Consider the following 17,226-nt stretch of genomic DNA (forward strand, 5'->3'; position numbering starts at 1 on the left):
AACTTAAATTTCACTGCTCTTTCTTTTATTTTAAAAATTTTAGTAAATTGCCCTAAATCCAATACCTCCACGAACATTACTTCCCTTAGTATCATACCCGGCATTCACTGTAACACCAAATCTAGTATTATCAACTCCAATATTTAGATCAAATTTACCATTACCTCTTCTGTCTTCCTTTTCCCCTCTAATTCCAAACCAGTCAGCATTCGTATATCTAACTCTAGCTTCATTATTGACATCTCCAACTTTTCCAAGTTCATTTTCATAAGCGGCTGTCAATCCAACTGTCAAATTAGTTCTTACTGCCAACGGCTGTACATATTTAAACTCTACTCCAGCTTCAGGCTTAACAGAGAAATAGTCGTTCCCTTTCACTTCTAATCTCATTTGTCCTGAATCTTCCTTTATGCTGTTAAATCTTCCGTATTCCATTTTTAACATTCCATAAGGTCTTAAATGAGTTCTTTCGCTCATTCTTATATCATAACCTAGTTCATTTTTTAATGCAGCTCCATAAGAATGATAATTTGACTTAGCTTGGAATACATCATCTACAACCAAGAATTTACGTTTCATATTGTTAATTCCAGCAAATACATCTCCTGCAACTGTCCATTGCAATGCTCCATTATAGTCTTTCTTAGGGGACATTGTCTTAAATACTCCTGCTTTTAGCATTGTCTGATCTTCATCTGAATGTCCGATGTCGCTAAACTTGAATCTATTTGTTACAGCTCCTGCATACCATCCACTAGAGTTACCCATCTTGATTTTTTCATCTTCGTGAACATAAGCCACTCCCCAGGCATTGCTTGTATAGTCAATGATTCCAGCTGTGTCAGTCTTATACTGATCTCTCATTCCAAATACTTTAATTTTGTTATTTTGCTTAGAAGGATTTCTCCATTCATTTTTCAAGTATCTAAATTCCTTATCAAGCATATTTCCAGTTGCATTTATTCTCATTTGAGTGTTTGCATATTGGTGACCCATCATTTCGTCCATTGCTTGATAGAATAAAATTTCTTCGTTGTTTCCAATTCCATTTAATTTTTGGAATAATTGATTTTCTCTGCTTCCTAGTGCTTCTACACCATATCTTTGTTCCAATCCATCCAAGAAATTGTATGTATCTGTAGGATTTACAGGTGATGCTTCATTTCCTGCCCAGTATGTATATGGTATTTTAGCAAGGTAGGCATTTTCTATTGTTCCATCGTTTGAATTTTGTGCGACTGTTGCCATCCAAGTTAATGATCCTGAATAAATGTTCCATTTTTCAATTTGTGGATTAGCTCTAATTGTTGCATTGTATGGATCAGTTATTTTTGAATCCACTTGAATATATTTTGCAGTCGTATTTTGAGCAGCTTCAGCTCCCACAATTAAGTCAGCTTTTTTCAATCCTGTCAAAGAACTAAGTCCTGTAATAGGATTTGTGTACACTTTATTTGAAGTGTCAATATACATTCCTATTTTTGATAATTCCATTGGCTGAAACTCTTCTGCTGATGTTGTTGCTAATTCAGGTATTACTGGATTTCCATTTACTGTTATTGTTCCAACTGAAGATCCTCTAGGAACATCAATTTTTATTCCAGATACTGTTTTTGTCAAGTCACTCGCAGCATCCACTCCAATAACTGTCGCATCAGTCGAATCTGTTACACCATTAATATTGAATGTTCCATAGTTTTTAACTATTCCAAGATTAGCTCCTGAAGCATTTCCTTTTGATAAAATTCCTCTTGCATCTTCTGCAGTAATATCAATATTTCCGTGATTTTCAATTGTCGAACCATTTTTTACTACAACTCCGACAACTTTTTTCAATCCAGAACCATTCGATTTAATCGTTCCATAATTGTATCCGTAAGCTCCGTTATCCAAGTAAATTCCAGTAGTTTCACTCGAATTCAAGTTTATCACAGCATTACGATTTGAAGCAGTACCGTTGTAAACCGTTGTTCCCGCTCCAGTTCCGTACATTCCAATACTTCCTTTTCCTGTAACATTAATAACGCCATTATTTACAATATTTCCAGTATATCCCACTTTTCCTGCAGCAATTTCAGCAGCCGTTGGAGTATACCCAGCAGCCATTCCTATAGCATAACGATTATTTAATGAACTAATTGGATCAAAATACGATTCTCCAACCGTAATCGAAGCATTATTCGTAGCAGTTCCGCCAAGAGTACTGTAAACTCCCACATTTCCATATCCTGAACCAAAATTAATGTTTCCGTTATTTACAACTTCTCCAGCAGAATAAACACCATAATTGTAAGAACCTGTAGAAGTCAAGTTTGTATTATTTGTAACTTGTGCTCCAGCTCTGTTGTCATTTGAATAAATATAAACAGTGTCATTTCCAAGATTATTAATGCTTCCAATGTTACTTATAATTTTATTTCCAGCAGAACCTGTTCCTTTTTCAGAAATAATTCCAAATGAATTATCAGCAATCGTCATATTTGCTCCAGAATGTGCAGTTACAGTTTGATTATCTCCATTCACATAAATTCCTGCAGCCTGATCCGTTCCAACATTTATTGTTCCAGCAGTCAAGTCAACATTTCCAGCAGTACTGAATATTCCAGTTCCCGCATCGCCAACATTAATATTTCCACTGTTTTCAACTTGATGTCCATAAATTCCAACAGAATATTTTCCTATAGTAATATCTCCGCTATTTGTAATTTTATTTCCGTTTTTAACATAAATCCCAACACTAGCCTTTTTACTAGCAGCATCCAACGGATTTGGTAAAGTGATATTTCCACTATTTCTAACTTCTACACCTTCAGAAATAATTCCATATCCAGCATTTCCAGTAATGTTTCCTTGATTGTTAATATCTCCAGCAGCTCCTTTTGCTAATATTCCAACAAGTCCTTCTGTATTGTTAACTGTATCATTAAGAGTAATATTCATCTTGTTCGTCATACTAGATGTAGGCAATGTTGATTTATTATTCATAAAGAATGCAACCGCAGATGCTGTAGGTGCTCCAGTATATTTAAGTTCAAAGTTTTTACTGTCATTCAATGAAGGATTATTTCCCTCAACAAAAATACCAGTTCCTCTGTCTTTAACTTCCACTCCATAATCTGTTTCAAATGTAACCTTCGTATTATCCGCATAAACACCAATTCCATCATTTCCAGTAGTCACAATATCCGAACTTCCAGTTCCGTTAAGTTTCACTTCAGGCCCACCAAATTGTAAAGGATCAGCAGCTCCAGCAGGTGGCGTAACTTTCGACACAATTCCAACTGAATTATCGCCTGCCAACACGATTTTTCCAGCATTTCTAATACTTCCATGACTTGTTCCAGCTTTTCCAACTTCAATGCTCGGATGTGCTCCAGTAATAGTATTCAATTCTCCATACAATCCAATACCATTATTTCCATTTACAGTAATCGTACCTTTATTTTCAACTTCAAGCGTTTTATCTGTATTTAAAAGTGATCCATTTGCAATTTTAGCATCAGTTCCATAAGTTTGAAGTTTATTAGCAGATGTAAAGGCAGCCATTCCAACTCCAGTTCCTGAAATAGTAATATTTCCATTAGTATCATTTAATAATTTACTTCCATTTACTCCATATGCTCCAAGTCCATTATCTACAGTAATTGTATTTTTATTTATAATTTCTCCATAACTTGTACTAAGAGCAATTGTAGAAGCAGAACCACCTGTTATAGCCACATTTCCTTCATTTACATATCCCGTTTGCGTATTTGAAGTTGCACCAGCATCAGATCCAACAATCATACCCTTACCAGTAGCCGAACTTACTGTAATTCCAGGATCAATAAATATTTTTTCTCTAACAAATTTTATCTTGTCAAATATTGGAGCATTATCTAAATCAATATCTCGTTGTATAGAATATTCTCCATTTTTATAATATACCTTGTAATCAGCACCAGTCCCAATCGTCAAGTTTCCTCTGTTTATCTTCAAGTCATCCTCAACACTTTCAATAAGTCCTGTAGGCCCAGTCCATTTATTATCAGTTCTAGTCCCACCATCTGTAACTCTTAAAATTACACCATTTCCTTCAACTTTAATTTTCATATTACTCATACCAGTATATTTTTTCCCAGCAGTTGCAGCAGCATTTGCAGGATTAGATGAATCTTCAGCCGCATAATCAGCCGCTGTTCCAGGCATAAGTATTCCATCAGAAATAGTAAGTTCCGTATTCCCTGAAAAATTAATATTTGATCCAGTATTAGCTAAAAATGGCACAACTCCACTATAATCATCTGTAGAATTTCTTTTTCTAGTATCAATTTTTCCACCTTTAAAGTCAATCTTACCGCCATCTAAAGCTATAAGCCCTCCTTCTTTTGCCGAATAAATCTCATTATTAGTACCTTCAAATTTAATTACCGAACCAGCTCCATTAGAAAATCCTCCAATACCACGTACTTTAACATCATCTCCAAATGTTATTGTACTTCCACCATCTGCTCCTTTATTTGCATATCCCCCAATATTCTTATACAAATACGGTTTCGTAGCATCATCACTTGCAGCCCACTCATCAACCGCCGTAACTGCTTTATCCAATGTAATCTTCGCATTATTATCCGCATACGCAATTATAGATCCAAATCCTTTCGCATCAGTAGTTCCTGCAGCTGTAATTATACCGCTATCTTTAGCCACGTATGCCGCTGGGAATGACTCTACTTTTGTTGTAGAACCTGCTGGTGTGTAATCTTTATATCTAGCAGACATTACAACATCCTGTCCAATATTAATTTGACTTCCCTTTCCTTCAAATCTCTGTACTTCAGAAGAAGTCATTCTATGATCTGTATTTTTCCACTCACCAGCTGCATAAGCAATAACTGTACCAGTAGCAACTTGGTTTGTAGTATCATTATAAGAAGCTGTCAAAAGCGATGTTCCTTCATAATCTTTTATAGGTGTAGTCATAATTGGTACTGTTGTAGAATCTGTTTTTCCTGACATAGCATTTCCACTATTATCTTTTACAACAGTGCTATGAAGATTATTAGGCATAGCCACATCAATTACAGTCCCTCTTTCAGCGGCTATCATAACTCCATTTTTAGAATTTTTACCAAATGTTATATCAATATTGTTTACTTGTAAAGAATGTATAGGATCATCTTCATAATTTATACTTGATCCGGCAGCTCCTAAATCTGTTTTTGTATTAAATTTAGCAACCTGGCCATTTATAGTTTCCTGACCTCTTTGTCCTGACCTTGAATATATCCCGATGTTATTTTCAACCACTCTTGTTGCATCATTATTTCCTATTCTTGCTCTTGCATCAATTTCTCCCTGATAAATACCAATTACTGATTTTTTCCAGTTTGCATCATTAGTAGTGTATACGTTCATACTGGCTGCTGAAGTATCATCCATTTTATCATTAAAAAGAAGTACGATATTTCTATCACCATTTATTATAGGTGCTTCAGTAAGTTTTATAGTCGGTGTCATACCAGTCTGATGTTTATCCTGTACAACTCCTTTACCTACAAAGTTATTCCAGTTAGGTGCATATCCATAACCTGAATAAACTATATTTTCATTTCCTGTTATATTATATTTTCCACTACTGTCTATCTCAAAGGATCCCTGATTTCCTAGTACTGAATAAACTATATTTTTATCAGTTTTTATATCAGCATTTACTTTACCGGTAAATCCACCACGCTGGTGTTTAGCTCCATTATTGTATGATGCTACTGTACCATAGCTTCCTGGGTAAATAAGGAATATTGTATTTTCATTTCCACTTCCTGCTACTCCTGGAACTGACTCAATATTTACTTTAACTTCTTTTCCAGGTGTATTATCAAACTCCATTTTACCTGCCCACCATGTTTCCAGTGAAAGGAAAGCAGCTTTTCCATATAAATGTGCATTTACATTTGAAAGTTTTCCATTCCAAACTGTGTGTATCCCCAATGCTCCTTCATGATTTCCATCTGTTAATCCTGCATTTCCTACATTTCCTGCTAGATATAAATCAAAGTTTTGAGCTTGAAATTTATTTTCCGGAGCATTTTTAGATGTTAATCTAAAAGAACTATTAAAGTATAGCAATGCCCCTGTTCTAGGATTAACATTCCTTCTATTTTGTGTTGCTGTGTATCCTTGACTTGTATATCCATATGGTAAATCACTTCCATCTACTCCTGAATGCGGTTCTAATGAATTTGTAGTTGGATTGAATCCTGTCCAAAATTTATGTCCTATCCCATTATTAAATCTCGAATTTGCAGCAATGTGAGTATTATTATTAATTGTAGTGTAAGTATTATTATCAGTTGCAGAATCTACGCTAAACCATCCCAACACTCCATTCTGAAAGGAAAAGTCCACAAACGGTTTTGCACTAGGTTGTGGAAGATCTACCTGTACCACAGGCGGATTAGGAGTAGGAATCGTCAAAGTAGCAGGAACTACAGTTGGTATACTCAAAGGTGCCAATACTGGTGCATTCACATTAACATTTGGTGCAGCAACAGGACTTTTATGTACATCTTTAGGTTTAATTGAGGCATCTATATTTAGACTTGCCACTGGTTCTTGTTTTTTCTCTGTGCTTGAAATTCCATATCCTTTCTCGTAGCCGAATCTTCCGCTTGTTGTGGCTGATCTTGGGTTTCTTGATTTGCTTAACAAATCGTAGTTTGAACTCAAGGGAGATATATTTCTCTCGAATCTGTTTTGGCTTCTTTCAAATTTTCCTTCATAAGGATATTTTTCAGATTTATCTCCTCTTCCTTTGTATGTTCCTCCCCAGTTATTATAAAATCCGTTAATTCCATATTGCCAACTGCTCCAAGGAGATTTGACCACGTGATCTCCTTGCTCCATTAACTGAATTAATTCCAGATTTGTTTTTTCAAAAGCTTGTTGTTTTCTTCCCTAGTTTTCTGAACTTCTTGATGTATATCCTTAATTGATGTGTGGATTGCCTGTTTTTGATTATCTATATTTTTATTTGTTTCAGCAGAAAATAAATTATTTGAAATATTCACTACTCCTGTAATCAAAAATGTAATTAATGCAGAATCTGTATATTTAAAATCTTTACATTTTTTAGCAAAAGCACATAAATCCTTCTTTGCCTTTCTCAAATTATTAGTCATCTTTTTTCTCTCCTTTTTTTTGCTTATATTTTTATTATTCTGAAAATTTCTTAAATATTATATCACAAAACAAAAAAAAATCAACATTTTTTTCATCTCATCTAAAATAATTTTAATTTCAAAATTATAATAATTATATTTTTAAAATAATTATAAAAAGTTGTTGACAAATAAATTTATTTTTGATATAATAAATTTGTAATCAATAAAAATATATAATTTAAGGAGTGATAAAAATGTCAAAAACAGTTGAAAAATTAAATCTTTATTTAGCAAATTTAAACGTACTATACAGAAAAGTTCAAAATTACCACTGGAATATTGTTGGTACAGGTTTCTTTTCTGTTCATGCAAAATTGGAAGAATACTATGATGCATTAAATGAACAAATTGATGATGTAGCTGAAAGAATCCTTTCAATCGGTGGTCGTCCTTTAGGAACATTAAAAGATTACTTAGCAGTTACTACTATTAAAGAAGCTGAAAACAAAGAAATTTCTATTGCTGATGCAGTTACCGACGTAAAAAAAGAATTTGAAGCAATGCTAAAATTAGTAAAAGAAGTAAAAGAAGCTGCAGATTCAGAAAACGATTACGGAACATCTGCAATGGTTGATGAATATATCAGCACTTATGAAAAAGATTTATGGATGTTAAACGCATACTTAAAATAAATCTTTAAAAATAGACAAAACTTTACAAAATTATTAAAATTGCCTATTATATATACTTTAGGGAGAAAGTCTTTTTATAGATTTTCTCTTTTTTATTTTCCAGTTGCATTTTTCATTAAAAAATGTTATAATTAATTATTAATTAAAGATTAAAAGGTGGGAGTTATGGCAATAAGTTTATTTAGCTGCAGTTATTTGGGAGTTGATACCTACGTTGTAGAGGTGGAAGTCGACCTTTCCAGAGGACTGCCTGTTTTTAATATAGTTGGAATGGGAGATCAAGCCATTTCAGAAAGCAAGGAGCGAATTAGAAGCTGCTTTAAAAATGTGGGATTTGAGTTTCCGGTCAGGCGTGTGCTAGTAAATTTATCGCCTGCAAATATTAGAAAAAAAGGAAGCCATTTTGATTTAAGCATATTTTTAGGCATCCTTGCCAACACAGGACATATTTCAAATATAGAAATACTAAAAAAATACCTAATTTTGGGAGAAATTTCCCTAAATGGAAAAATAAAATCAATAAATGGAGCAATAAATGCCACAATCTTAGCAAAAGAAACCGACTTTAAAGGAGTTATCGTTCCAATGGAAAACTATAACGAAGCAAAGCTGATTTCAGGAGCAGAAATTATTCCAGTTGATGAAATTAGTGAACTTCTGGACTTTCTAGATGGAAAAATTGATGTGGAAACTTTGTGCAAAAAAGCCGTTGAAATGGATACTTTAAAAATTGAAAAGGATAAGAAGCCAGAAGAAGCCATTGACTTTTCAGATGTAAAAGGGCAGCTTATGGCAAAAAGAGCTTTAGAAATCGCAGCAGCTGGTGGACACAACGTGTTTCTAATAGGTGACCCAGGTTCAGGAAAGTCAATGCTTGCCAAAAGATTTAATACAATTTTGCCTGACATGCTAGAGGAAGAAATAATCGAAACAACCAAAATTTACAGCATTTCAGGAATGTTAAGCCAAAAAGAGCCGATAATCCGCAAAAGACCATTTAGGGCACCTCATTATTCAGCCACACAAGTTGCACTTGTAGGCGGAGCAAGCAGAGTCGGAGAAATAACATTAGCACTAAACGGAGTATTTTTTCTGGATGAAATTGGAGAATTTGAGGGAAAAACGCTAGAAGCGCTCCGACAGCCTCTGGAAGATGGAAAAATTGTCATTTCCAGAGCAAATTTCAGCGTAACTTATCCTGTAAAAAATATCACGATAACGGCTTCAAATCCAACTCCAAGCGGCTACTTTCCCGATAATCCGCTATGCAGCGACAGTCTGAAAGAAATAAAACGCTATCAAAAAAAATTTTCAGGGCCTCTTCTTGACCGAATGGACCTTTACGTTGAAATGCATCAGCTAAAAAAAGATGAAATCTTTGACGAATCCCTTTCAGAAAAATCAAAAGACATCCAAGAAAGAGTAATAAAAGCCAGAGAGATCCAAAAACAGCGATTTAATTCAAATACGCTAAACAGAGATATGAACAAAAAGCAATTAAACAAATATTGCAAAATTGACAAGGAAAGCCAAGAAATTATGAAGGCCGCCATTGATAATTTAAGATTATCAGTCAGAATGTTTGACAAAATATTAAAAATCTCAAGAACAATAGCAGATTTAGATGGGCAAGAAAATATAAAAAAAGAACATTTATTAGAAGCCCTGAATTATCGAAAAAAACAGTAATTTTTTATTTGGCAGCAATTTGTTAAAAAAAAACTATTTTATTTACTTATTTAATTACAAGGGGCTTTGACCCCTTGTTAAAATAACTTTTGCTTTTTTGAAAATTAATTTGAAAATCAATAGACATTTTTATTTTTTTTCATTAACTCTTTCCCCAATAAAATCAAGCAATTCTTTTCTTCCAGTATTTTTTAAGGAAGAATAAAAAAACACATCTTCATTTTTAAACACAAGTTTTTTCTTAATTTCCTTTAACTGCTTAAATTTTTCATTATTAGACAATTTATCAGCCTTTGTAAAAATTATATAATATTCAATTCCAAAATGTTCCAGCCACTTTAACATTTCCATATCTTCGCCCGTTGGGATTCTACGCAAATCCAGCAAAAGAAATACAACTTTTTCACGATCTGACATAAGATAGCCTTCAATTGTTTTTCCCCAGTTTTTCTTTACTGAATCAGGTACTTTCGCAAACCCATATCCTGGCAAGTCTACAAAATGAATTGCATTATTTATCAAAAAATAATTTATAAGCTGTGTTCTTCCTGGGGTTTTACTTGTTCTTGCAAGATTTTTTCTCTTTGTAAGAGAATTTATAAGCGAAGACTTTCCAACATTTGATCTTCCAATAAATGAAAATTCTACAACGTTATTAAATTTTGGATAATCCTTTTCCATAACTGCCGATTTTACAAATTCTGACTTATTTATTTCCATATTTCACCTCTTTTTTTAATTTTTAAATTCTTCCCTTGCTTGTTCCAGCGATGCCTCATCAGGCATAAAATACCAAATTCCGTTTATCATTTTTCCATCTCCAGTAATTTCATATTGATCAATATTTGACTGATGCATAAGAAATGCTGGCAATACTGACAATGCTTTAATCGGATTTACTGCAATATCCATATGCTGTTTTGAATAATTATATACTTGTGGCACATATTTCCATCCAGATGGGGCAACTAACTTTTTAGCAATTCCTTGAATAACCTGTCTTTGACGTTCATCACGCTTAAAAGCCGTGTCACTTTTTCTATGTCTTGTATATGCAAGCGCCATTCTTCCTTGTAAATTATAAACTTGCCCTTGATTAAAGTGAAACACTTCCTGATCAAAATAGTCCTGATTAAACGTATGATTTGAAACAACATTAACTCCTCCAATTAAAGTCGTTATATTCATAACATCTTCAAATCTAAATCTTACGTGATAATTAATTTTAGTTTCAAGTAAATTTTCCACAGCGTCAATCGTACATTGCACTCCTCCAAAATGGTGTGAATGTGTAATTTTATCCTGCTTATAATTTTCACACGGAATTTCCGCATAAGTATCACGTGGAATTGAAATCATTTTCACCTGTGCCAAATACGGAACAACTCTTATAACAATAAGCCCGTCACTTCTAGACCCTTCCGTAGGCTGATTAGCATAAGCATCGACTCCTATCACAAGAATATTAAACGGTATAGAAAGCCATCCAATAAATGCTATCAGGAATATTCCCAATATTAAAAATATTTTTTTCATTTTTTTTACCTCTTATGTATTTTAATTTTTTTGAAATTACTGTCGTTCTAAACTTTTTAAAAATTTATCAACTTTTTTATTTAAATCATCCATATTTCCATCATTTTCAATGACAAAATCACTTTTTTCCCTTTTCTCATCCAAAGACATCTGAGAATTTATAATATTCCAGGCTTCTTCTTCACTACGCTTATCCCTTTCCAAAACACGCCTAACTTGCATATCCCTTTTTGCAGCAACTAGCAGTATATAATCAAATTCCTTTTCCCATTGGACTTCAAAAAGCAGCTGAACTTCCACAAAAATAATTTTATTTTTCTTTTTATTTTTTCCCAATTCACATTCCAAAATTTTTTTATGCATAACTTTTAAAATTTCAGGGTGCATAATGGAATTTAAAGCAAGCCTTTTTTTCTTATCGGAAAAAATAATTTTCCCCAGCTTTTCCCGTGAAATAGTACAATTTCCAGCTTCATCCTCAGCCAGAACTTCTCTTCCAAAATTTTGTACAATTTTTTCCACAACCGATGAAAATTCAATAACTTCATGTGAAATCACATCCAAATCAATCACAGGAAATCCTCTATCCTTCAAAATCTGGCTAACAGTGCTCTTCCCCGTTCCAATCCCTCCTGTAAGTCCGATAACCATTATTTATTTTCCTTTCCAAAAATAATTTATTTCTACAAAAAAGATTATGATATATTTTATACCTTTTTTCATTTATTTGCAATAATTTTTTAAAATAAAAAAACAAGAGACTTCTAACAAATTTATTTTGTTCTAAAAAAAGAAAAAATTGAAAAAATACTTTTAATATGGTAAAATTATAATATGAAATTTTAAAAAAATTATAAAAAATTTATTGAAATAAAATATTTAACTCAAAATTAAGGAGGGACTATGGAACTTAAGGATATTCAGGAATTAATGAAAGTTCTGAAAAAAGAAGACATAGCAGAACTAAAAGTAAGATACGGAAAAGTAAAACTTACTTTAACAAATTCTGAAAATACAAAAATTGTAAACACTGCAGCAGCATTGCCTAAAGTTACAAAAGAGAAAAAAATCGCTAAAGCGGTATTGCCAGCGGAAGAAATTGTTAAATCTAGCAATGTAGGTAAAATAAAGCTGTTAAGTCCAAAAACTGGAACTTTGGTGAAAAAAGGGCAAATTCTTGCCAAAATTAAAACAATGGGAATTGACAATGATGTAAAGGCTACTGTGAACGGTACTTTAAAGGAAGTGCTTGTAGCAGATGGCTCAGCAGTTGATTTTGCAAAGGAATTATTTAAAATTGAAGTTAATTAATAAACTAATTTAGAAAAAATTTAAATTTAAATAGTTAATAATTTTTTTTAGAAACAGAAAATCTTTTAGGAGGACTGAATATTAATGTTCAAAAAAATATTAATAGCAAATAGAGGGGAAATTGCTGTTAGGATAATCAGGGCAGCAAGAGAATTGGGAATTGCAACAGTTGCAGTTTATTCAGAAGCTGATAAAGATTCGCTTCACGTAAGATTAGCTGATGAAGCCATTTGTATTGGAACTGCCAGCAGCGCAGATTCATATTTAAAAATACCAAATATTATTTCAGCGGCTCAAATTACACAAAGTGAAGCAATCCATCCAGGATATGGATTTTTATCTGAAAATCAAAGATTTGCTGAAATATGCGATAAAAATGGAATTGTATTTATTGGTCCAAAACCTGAACTGATAAGTATGATGGGAGATAAGGCAACTGCAAGGGAAACTGCCATCAAGCATAAAGTTCCGATAACAAAGGGATCAGATGGAATTGTGCCAACTTTGGAAGAAGCTAAAAAAGTTGCAGAATGGATAACTTATCCTGTTATGATCAAGGCTACTGCCGGTGGTGGCGGAAAAGGAATGAGAATTGCACGTGATGAAAAAGAATTGGCTGAAAATTATATTGTTGCACAAAACGAAGCAAAAGCAAATTTTGGAAATCCAGATGTTTATATTGAAAAATATGTTGAAGAGCCAAGACACGTTGAAATTCAGATTATAGGAGATAAATTTGGAAACGTAGTCCATCTTGGTGAAAGAGATTGTACAATTCAAAGAAGACACCAAAAATTAATCGAAGAATCTCCATCAGCAGGAATTGATTCAAAAACACGTGAAAAAATGGGAAAATTCGCCGCAAAACTTGCAAAAGGTATTGGTTACGACAGTGTTGGAACATTAGAATTTCTTGTTGACAAGAGCATGAATTTCTATTTTATGGAAATGAATACAAGAATTCAGGTTGAGCATACAATAAGTGAAGAAATTACTGGAGTTGACCTGGTAAAAGAACAAATAAGAGTGGCTGCAGGAGAAAAGTTAAGTATTTCTCAAAAAGATATACATATTAATGGACATGTAATTGAATGCAGAATAAATGCAGAAGATTCTGAAAATGGATTCTTGCCGTCATCAGGAACTTTAGAAACATATATTCCATCTGGAGGAATTGGAGTAAGAATTGACTCACATTCCTACCAAAATTATGAAATCCCGCCTTACTACGATTCAATGATAGCAAAACTTATCGTAAAGGGAAAAAATCGGGAAGAAGCTATTTCACGTATGAAACGTGCCTTGAGGGAATTTATTATAGAAGGTGTAGATACAACTATTCCTTTCCACTTGAAAGTGCTTGACAATGAGGACTTTAAAAAGGGAACTGTCTATACAAACTTTATTGAAACTCACTTTAAGGAAGTTCTTGGGAAATAATAAACCTATTCAAACTATATAGGTTTAAATTATATTTAAGATGTTATTTAACAAGGGACAAAATCCCTTGCCATTAAATAAATAAATTAATTAAAAATTAGGAGGAATCAAAATGAACGAATTAGGAAATGTAAATATATCACAGGAAGTGGTAGCAACAATCGCAGAATCAGTAATATCAGAAATTGAAGGAGTAAACAGCCTTGTTGGTGGAACTTCAAAAAATGAAATTGTTAAATTTTTCCAAAATGTATCTTCAGGCGGAAAAGGAATCGAAGTGGAAGTTGGCGAAACTGAATGTACATTAGATCTTTACATTGTAGCAAAAATGGGATACAAATTACCAGCATTAGCTGGAGAAATCCAAACAAAAGTAGTAAAAGCAATTACTGAAATGACAGGATTAAAAGTACAGGAAGTTAATGTCTACATTCAAAAAATTGTAAAAGATGAAAAGAAAGATGTAGTTCCAGCTGCTGTAGCAGAAACAGCTGAAATCGAAGAGTAAGAAAAAAGAAAGGAGAAACTGACAGAGATACACCATAATTTACTATTATTAATTTTTAAAATAAAAAATAGTTTATGAAATAGTGCAAGAACACTCGCAGCTTTAGTCGTGGGAGATTCAGTTAGAAGCTATGCAGATAAGTTATGATAAAACAAATATGGTGTATTTTTGCTAGTTTACAAAATTAATGATTGCAATATTGGGATTTTTAGCAAGATTATCTGTGATACTTGGATTTATCGGTATTGCATTTTCAAGTATATCAGATACTTTGTTCAGAACCGATTACTTGGGGCAGCTTGACAGTTTTATAGATTTAAGCAGCCTAAATTTTAAAATTTTAATCGGGCTGTTATCAATAATTTATTTAGTCATATTTTTACTTTCTTACATTAACAAACTTACAAAATATTCTCAAAATAGAAAAGTAAAAAATAAAAATGGGGAAATCGAAGTTTCCATCAAAACAATAAATGAAACATCAAAAAGTTTTTTAAGTTCAATGGAAATTATAAAAAATTCAAAAGTAAAGTCATATCCAAAAGGAAGATCAGTTATTATTGAAGCTACTGTTGATACCTACAACGTTGATAACTTAAATGAAAAATTAGCAGATATTCAAAACAAATTATCCGATTACATTTTCCATTCTACTGGAATTACCGTAAAAAAAAGTAAAGTTAAGTTAAAAAAAGTTTTAGGCAAAACAATTGTTGAAAAAAAAGTCATTGATTCTCCAGCTGTTCAAGAGGAAATTGAAAAAGAAGAAGAGAAGAAAAAATTAGAAGTTGAAGCAAGTAAAATTAACAATGACGAAAATTTAAAAAATGAAGAAAATAGCAAAACTTCCCCATCTGGAAAGGAAAATTAATGACACGAAGAGAGATTAGAGAAGAAATATTTAAATTACTTTTTGAATATGAGCTAATTGATAATAATATTGAAAAAAGAATAAATGATGTAATTGAAGAAGAACATTTGAAAAAAGAAGATGAAATTGATTTCTTAAGAAGTTATGTAACTGACATAATTGCAAATGAAGATATTTTGATTGAAAGAATAAAAGATGTTTTGGAAGGCTGGACTTACGAACGTCTTGGAACAATCGAGAAAGTTTTATTAAAAATATCCTTTTATGAAATCACAATAAAAAAAATCGGATACGAAATTGCAATTAATGAAGTTTTAGAAATTGCAAAAAAATATTCCTACAATGATACGAAAGAATTTTTAAATGGAATTCTTGCAAGATTAGTAAAAAATATTAAAGAAGGAAAGAGTGACTTCTAAATTCATTTTAAAATAGGTTATATAAAAAACTTCTATATTTTTGAATATGGGAGTTTTTTTTAAATAATCTAGTGAAATTTTTACTTAAAATTTATATAATAGATTTGTTCATAAACTATCTGTAAATAAACAAATGTTCTAAAGCAAATAGTCTTAATCTTTTGTAAAAAAAGTTGTTGAACAGATCTAATCAAGCAATTATATTATTAGAAAGGAAAAAATTAATGAAAAAAATAGGAATAATTATCGGGAAATTTTTCCCGCTTCACATCGGACATGTAAATTTCATTCAGAGAGCCAGCGGTATTGTAGACAGACTGTACGTTGTCATCTCATATTCTGACGATGCCGATGACCTGCTTACATCCAATTCCCGTTTTGTAAAGGAAATTACCCCAAAAGACAGATTACGTTTTGTAAAACAGACATTTAAAAATCAGCCAAATATTTCATCTTTTTTGCTAGATGAAAATCATTTTTCCCAACAAAGTGAAAATTGGGAAGAATGGGCTAACACTTTAAAGAAAGAAATTGAAAAAAGGGAAAAGCTGGAAAATGAAACAGAAATAGACTGGAAAAACAATGTTATTTTCATAAGCAACCGTGATGAAGATAAGGAGTATAACTTAAAACATTTTGGTTCAGAAACTAGATCCATAGACAAAAATTACATTGAATACAACGTCAATTCCAAGCAGATACGTGAAAATCCAAGTAAATACTGGGATTTTTTGCCACGTGAAGTGAGGGAGCATTTAATCCCGATTATTACAATTTGTGGTGGAGAAAGCAGTGGAAAAAGTGTAATGATTGATAAACTTGCAAATGTATTTAATACAACTTCAGCTTGGGAATATGGACGTGAATATGTATTTGAAAAACTAGGCGGCGATGAAGAATCCCTTCAGTATTCTGATTATGAAAAAATTGTCTTTGGACACCAGTCAAATGTACTCTATGCCGCAAGAAATGCCAATAAGTTTGCATTAATCGACACAGACTATATTGCTACTCTTGCTTTTTGCCTAACTTATGAAAAAAGAGATAATCCAATTGTCCGTGAATTTGTTCAAAATTATAAATTTGATTTGACAATTTTACTGGAAAATAATGTGGCATGGGTAAATGATGGGCTTCGTTCAATTGGAGACAATGACAGACGGGAAAAATTTCAAAATTTATTAAAACAGCTGTACAAAGAATATAATATTCCCTATATTACAGTAAAATCCAACAGTTATGAAAAAAGATATTTAGCTTGTAAAGATATTATAAAGGCTTATTTAGATGGTGCTGACAATTCTCAATTACAGGAAATTGCAGACAGTTTTATATAACATAGTTGAAGATATTACTATTTTCCATTTAAACATCGAACTAGTTACAAATTTCTTTGCAAATAATATATAATTATAACATCTTGTTAAATAGGATTTTTAATAAATCCATTGCTCTAACCAAAAATAACATAAGTCTCAATAATTTTGATGAATATTTGATGAATAAAAAAACAAAAACCTATTTACTAAATATGAAAAACTTTAGTAATAGGTTCTTTTTTAGAACTAAATTTTATGTGCTTTTTTATGAAAAACAGCTAAATACTTTTGCCGTGCCC

The 17,226-nt window shown here is 32.2% G+C and carries 12 protein-coding genes and 1 pseudogene; 8 read left to right on the forward strand and 5 right to left on the reverse strand.

The window, feature by feature from the left end; all coding sequences use genetic code 11:
- Positions 1–39: 39 nt before the first annotated feature.
- Positions 40–5,868: an autotransporter domain-containing protein gene (locus FVE74_RS07785; RefSeq protein ID WP_420028891.1), complete on the reverse strand. Its 5,829-nt coding sequence runs from the start codon at positions 5,866–5,868 to the stop codon at positions 40–42.
- Between the two features lie 969 nt (positions 5,869–6,837).
- Positions 6,838–7,160 (reverse strand): annotated as a pseudogene (locus tag FVE74_RS11960) (autotransporter-associated N-terminal domain-containing protein); the annotation flags it as partial.
- Between the two features lie 236 nt (positions 7,161–7,396).
- Between FVE74_RS11960 and FVE74_RS07795 the strand changes: the two are divergent.
- Positions 7,397–7,834, forward strand: a complete 438-nt coding sequence (locus FVE74_RS07795) for a Dps family protein (protein ID WP_147004025.1) — start codon at positions 7,397–7,399, stop codon at positions 7,832–7,834.
- A 165-nt stretch (positions 7,835–7,999) separates the two neighbouring features.
- Positions 8,000–9,523 carry a YifB family Mg chelatase-like AAA ATPase gene (locus tag FVE74_RS07800; protein WP_147004026.1) on the forward strand — a complete coding sequence of 508 codons (1,524 nt, stop codon included), beginning with the start codon at positions 8,000–8,002 and terminating at the stop codon, positions 9,521–9,523.
- Between the two features lie 129 nt (positions 9,524–9,652).
- Here FVE74_RS07800 and yihA read toward each other — a convergent pair whose 3' ends face one another.
- Genes yihA through coaE form a run of 3 tightly spaced genes read right to left on the reverse strand, consistent with a single transcriptional unit; the run spans position 9,653 to position 11,710 of the window.
- On the reverse strand, positions 9,653–10,243 hold the full coding sequence (yihA, locus tag FVE74_RS07805) for a ribosome biogenesis GTP-binding protein YihA/YsxC (RefSeq protein ID WP_147004027.1): 591 nt from the start codon (positions 10,241–10,243) through the stop codon (positions 9,653–9,655).
- A 15-nt stretch (positions 10,244–10,258) separates the two neighbouring features.
- Positions 10,259–11,059 (reverse strand): LCP family protein, encoded by an 801-nt coding sequence (locus tag FVE74_RS07810; protein WP_147004028.1) that lies wholly within the window; start codon positions 11,057–11,059, stop codon positions 10,259–10,261.
- A 36-nt stretch (positions 11,060–11,095) separates the two neighbouring features.
- A complete protein-coding gene (coaE, locus tag FVE74_RS07815; RefSeq protein ID WP_147004029.1) occupies positions 11,096–11,710 on the reverse strand; it encodes a dephospho-CoA kinase in 615 nt (204 codons plus the stop codon).
- Between the two features lie 252 nt (positions 11,711–11,962).
- On the opposite strand from coaE, the gene FVE74_RS07820 reads away from it, so the two are divergent.
- From FVE74_RS07820 to nadR, 6 genes are all read left to right on the forward strand, one after another.
- Positions 11,963–12,370 carry an acetyl-CoA carboxylase biotin carboxyl carrier protein gene (locus FVE74_RS07820; protein ID WP_147004030.1) on the forward strand — a complete coding sequence of 136 codons (408 nt, stop codon included), beginning with the start codon at positions 11,963–11,965 and terminating at the stop codon, positions 12,368–12,370.
- An 84-nt stretch (positions 12,371–12,454) separates the two neighbouring features.
- Complete coding sequence (gene accC / locus FVE74_RS07825) at positions 12,455–13,810, forward strand: acetyl-CoA carboxylase biotin carboxylase subunit (protein ID WP_147004031.1); 1,356 nt, start codon at positions 12,455–12,457, stop codon at positions 13,808–13,810.
- A 112-nt stretch (positions 13,811–13,922) separates the two neighbouring features.
- Positions 13,923–14,318, forward strand: coding sequence for an Asp23/Gls24 family envelope stress response protein (locus FVE74_RS07830; RefSeq protein ID WP_147004032.1), 396 nt, complete (start codon positions 13,923–13,925; stop codon positions 14,316–14,318).
- A gap of 187 nt (positions 14,319–14,505) precedes the next feature.
- Positions 14,506–15,189, forward strand: coding sequence for an alkaline shock response membrane anchor protein AmaP (gene amaP, locus FVE74_RS07835; RefSeq protein ID WP_147004033.1), 684 nt, complete (start codon positions 14,506–14,508; stop codon positions 15,187–15,189).
- Positions 15,189–15,608, forward strand: a complete 420-nt coding sequence (gene nusB, locus FVE74_RS07840; protein ID WP_147004034.1) for a transcription antitermination factor NusB — start codon at positions 15,189–15,191, stop codon at positions 15,606–15,608. Before amaP ends, nusB begins: the two co-directional genes overlap by 1 nt.
- A gap of 176 nt (positions 15,609–15,784) precedes the next feature.
- Positions 15,785–16,945 (forward strand): multifunctional transcriptional regulator/nicotinamide-nucleotide adenylyltransferase/ribosylnicotinamide kinase NadR, encoded by a 1,161-nt coding sequence (nadR, locus tag FVE74_RS07845; RefSeq protein WP_269473148.1) that lies wholly within the window; start codon positions 15,785–15,787, stop codon positions 16,943–16,945.
- Positions 16,946–17,226: the final 281 nt, after the last annotated feature.

The organism is Leptotrichia wadei (genome assembly GCF_007990445.1).
In the GTDB taxonomy this organism is placed as follows: domain Bacteria; phylum Fusobacteriota; class Fusobacteriia; order Fusobacteriales; family Leptotrichiaceae; genus Leptotrichia; species Leptotrichia wadei_A.

Bases quoted from the DNA above. Each gene is read 5' to 3' on its own strand.
- FVE74_RS07785 (WP_420028891.1), bottom strand. From the start codon at position 5,868: ATGGAGTTTGATAATACACCTGGAAAAGAAGTTAAAGTAAATATTGAG.
- FVE74_RS07795 (WP_147004025.1), top strand. From the start codon at position 7,397: ATGTCAAAAACAGTTGAAAAATTAAATCTTTATTTAGCAAATTTAAAC.
- FVE74_RS07800 (WP_147004026.1), top strand. From the start codon at position 8,000: ATGGCAATAAGTTTATTTAGCTGCAGTTATTTGGGAGTTGATACCTAC.
- yihA (WP_147004027.1), bottom strand. From the start codon at position 10,243: ATGGAAATAAATAAGTCAGAATTTGTAAAATCGGCAGTTATGGAAAAG.
- FVE74_RS07810 (WP_147004028.1), bottom strand. From the start codon at position 11,059: ATGAAAAAAATATTTTTAATATTGGGAATATTCCTGATAGCATTTATT.
- coaE (WP_147004029.1), bottom strand. From the start codon at position 11,710: ATGGTTATCGGACTTACAGGAGGGATTGGAACGGGGAAGAGCACTGTT.
- FVE74_RS07820 (WP_147004030.1), top strand. From the start codon at position 11,963: ATGGAACTTAAGGATATTCAGGAATTAATGAAAGTTCTGAAAAAAGAA.
- accC (WP_147004031.1), top strand. From the start codon at position 12,455: ATGTTCAAAAAAATATTAATAGCAAATAGAGGGGAAATTGCTGTTAGG.
- FVE74_RS07830 (WP_147004032.1), top strand. From the start codon at position 13,923: ATGAACGAATTAGGAAATGTAAATATATCACAGGAAGTGGTAGCAACA.
- amaP (WP_147004033.1), top strand. From the start codon at position 14,506: ATGATTGCAATATTGGGATTTTTAGCAAGATTATCTGTGATACTTGGA.
- nusB (WP_147004034.1), top strand. From the start codon at position 15,189: ATGACACGAAGAGAGATTAGAGAAGAAATATTTAAATTACTTTTTGAA.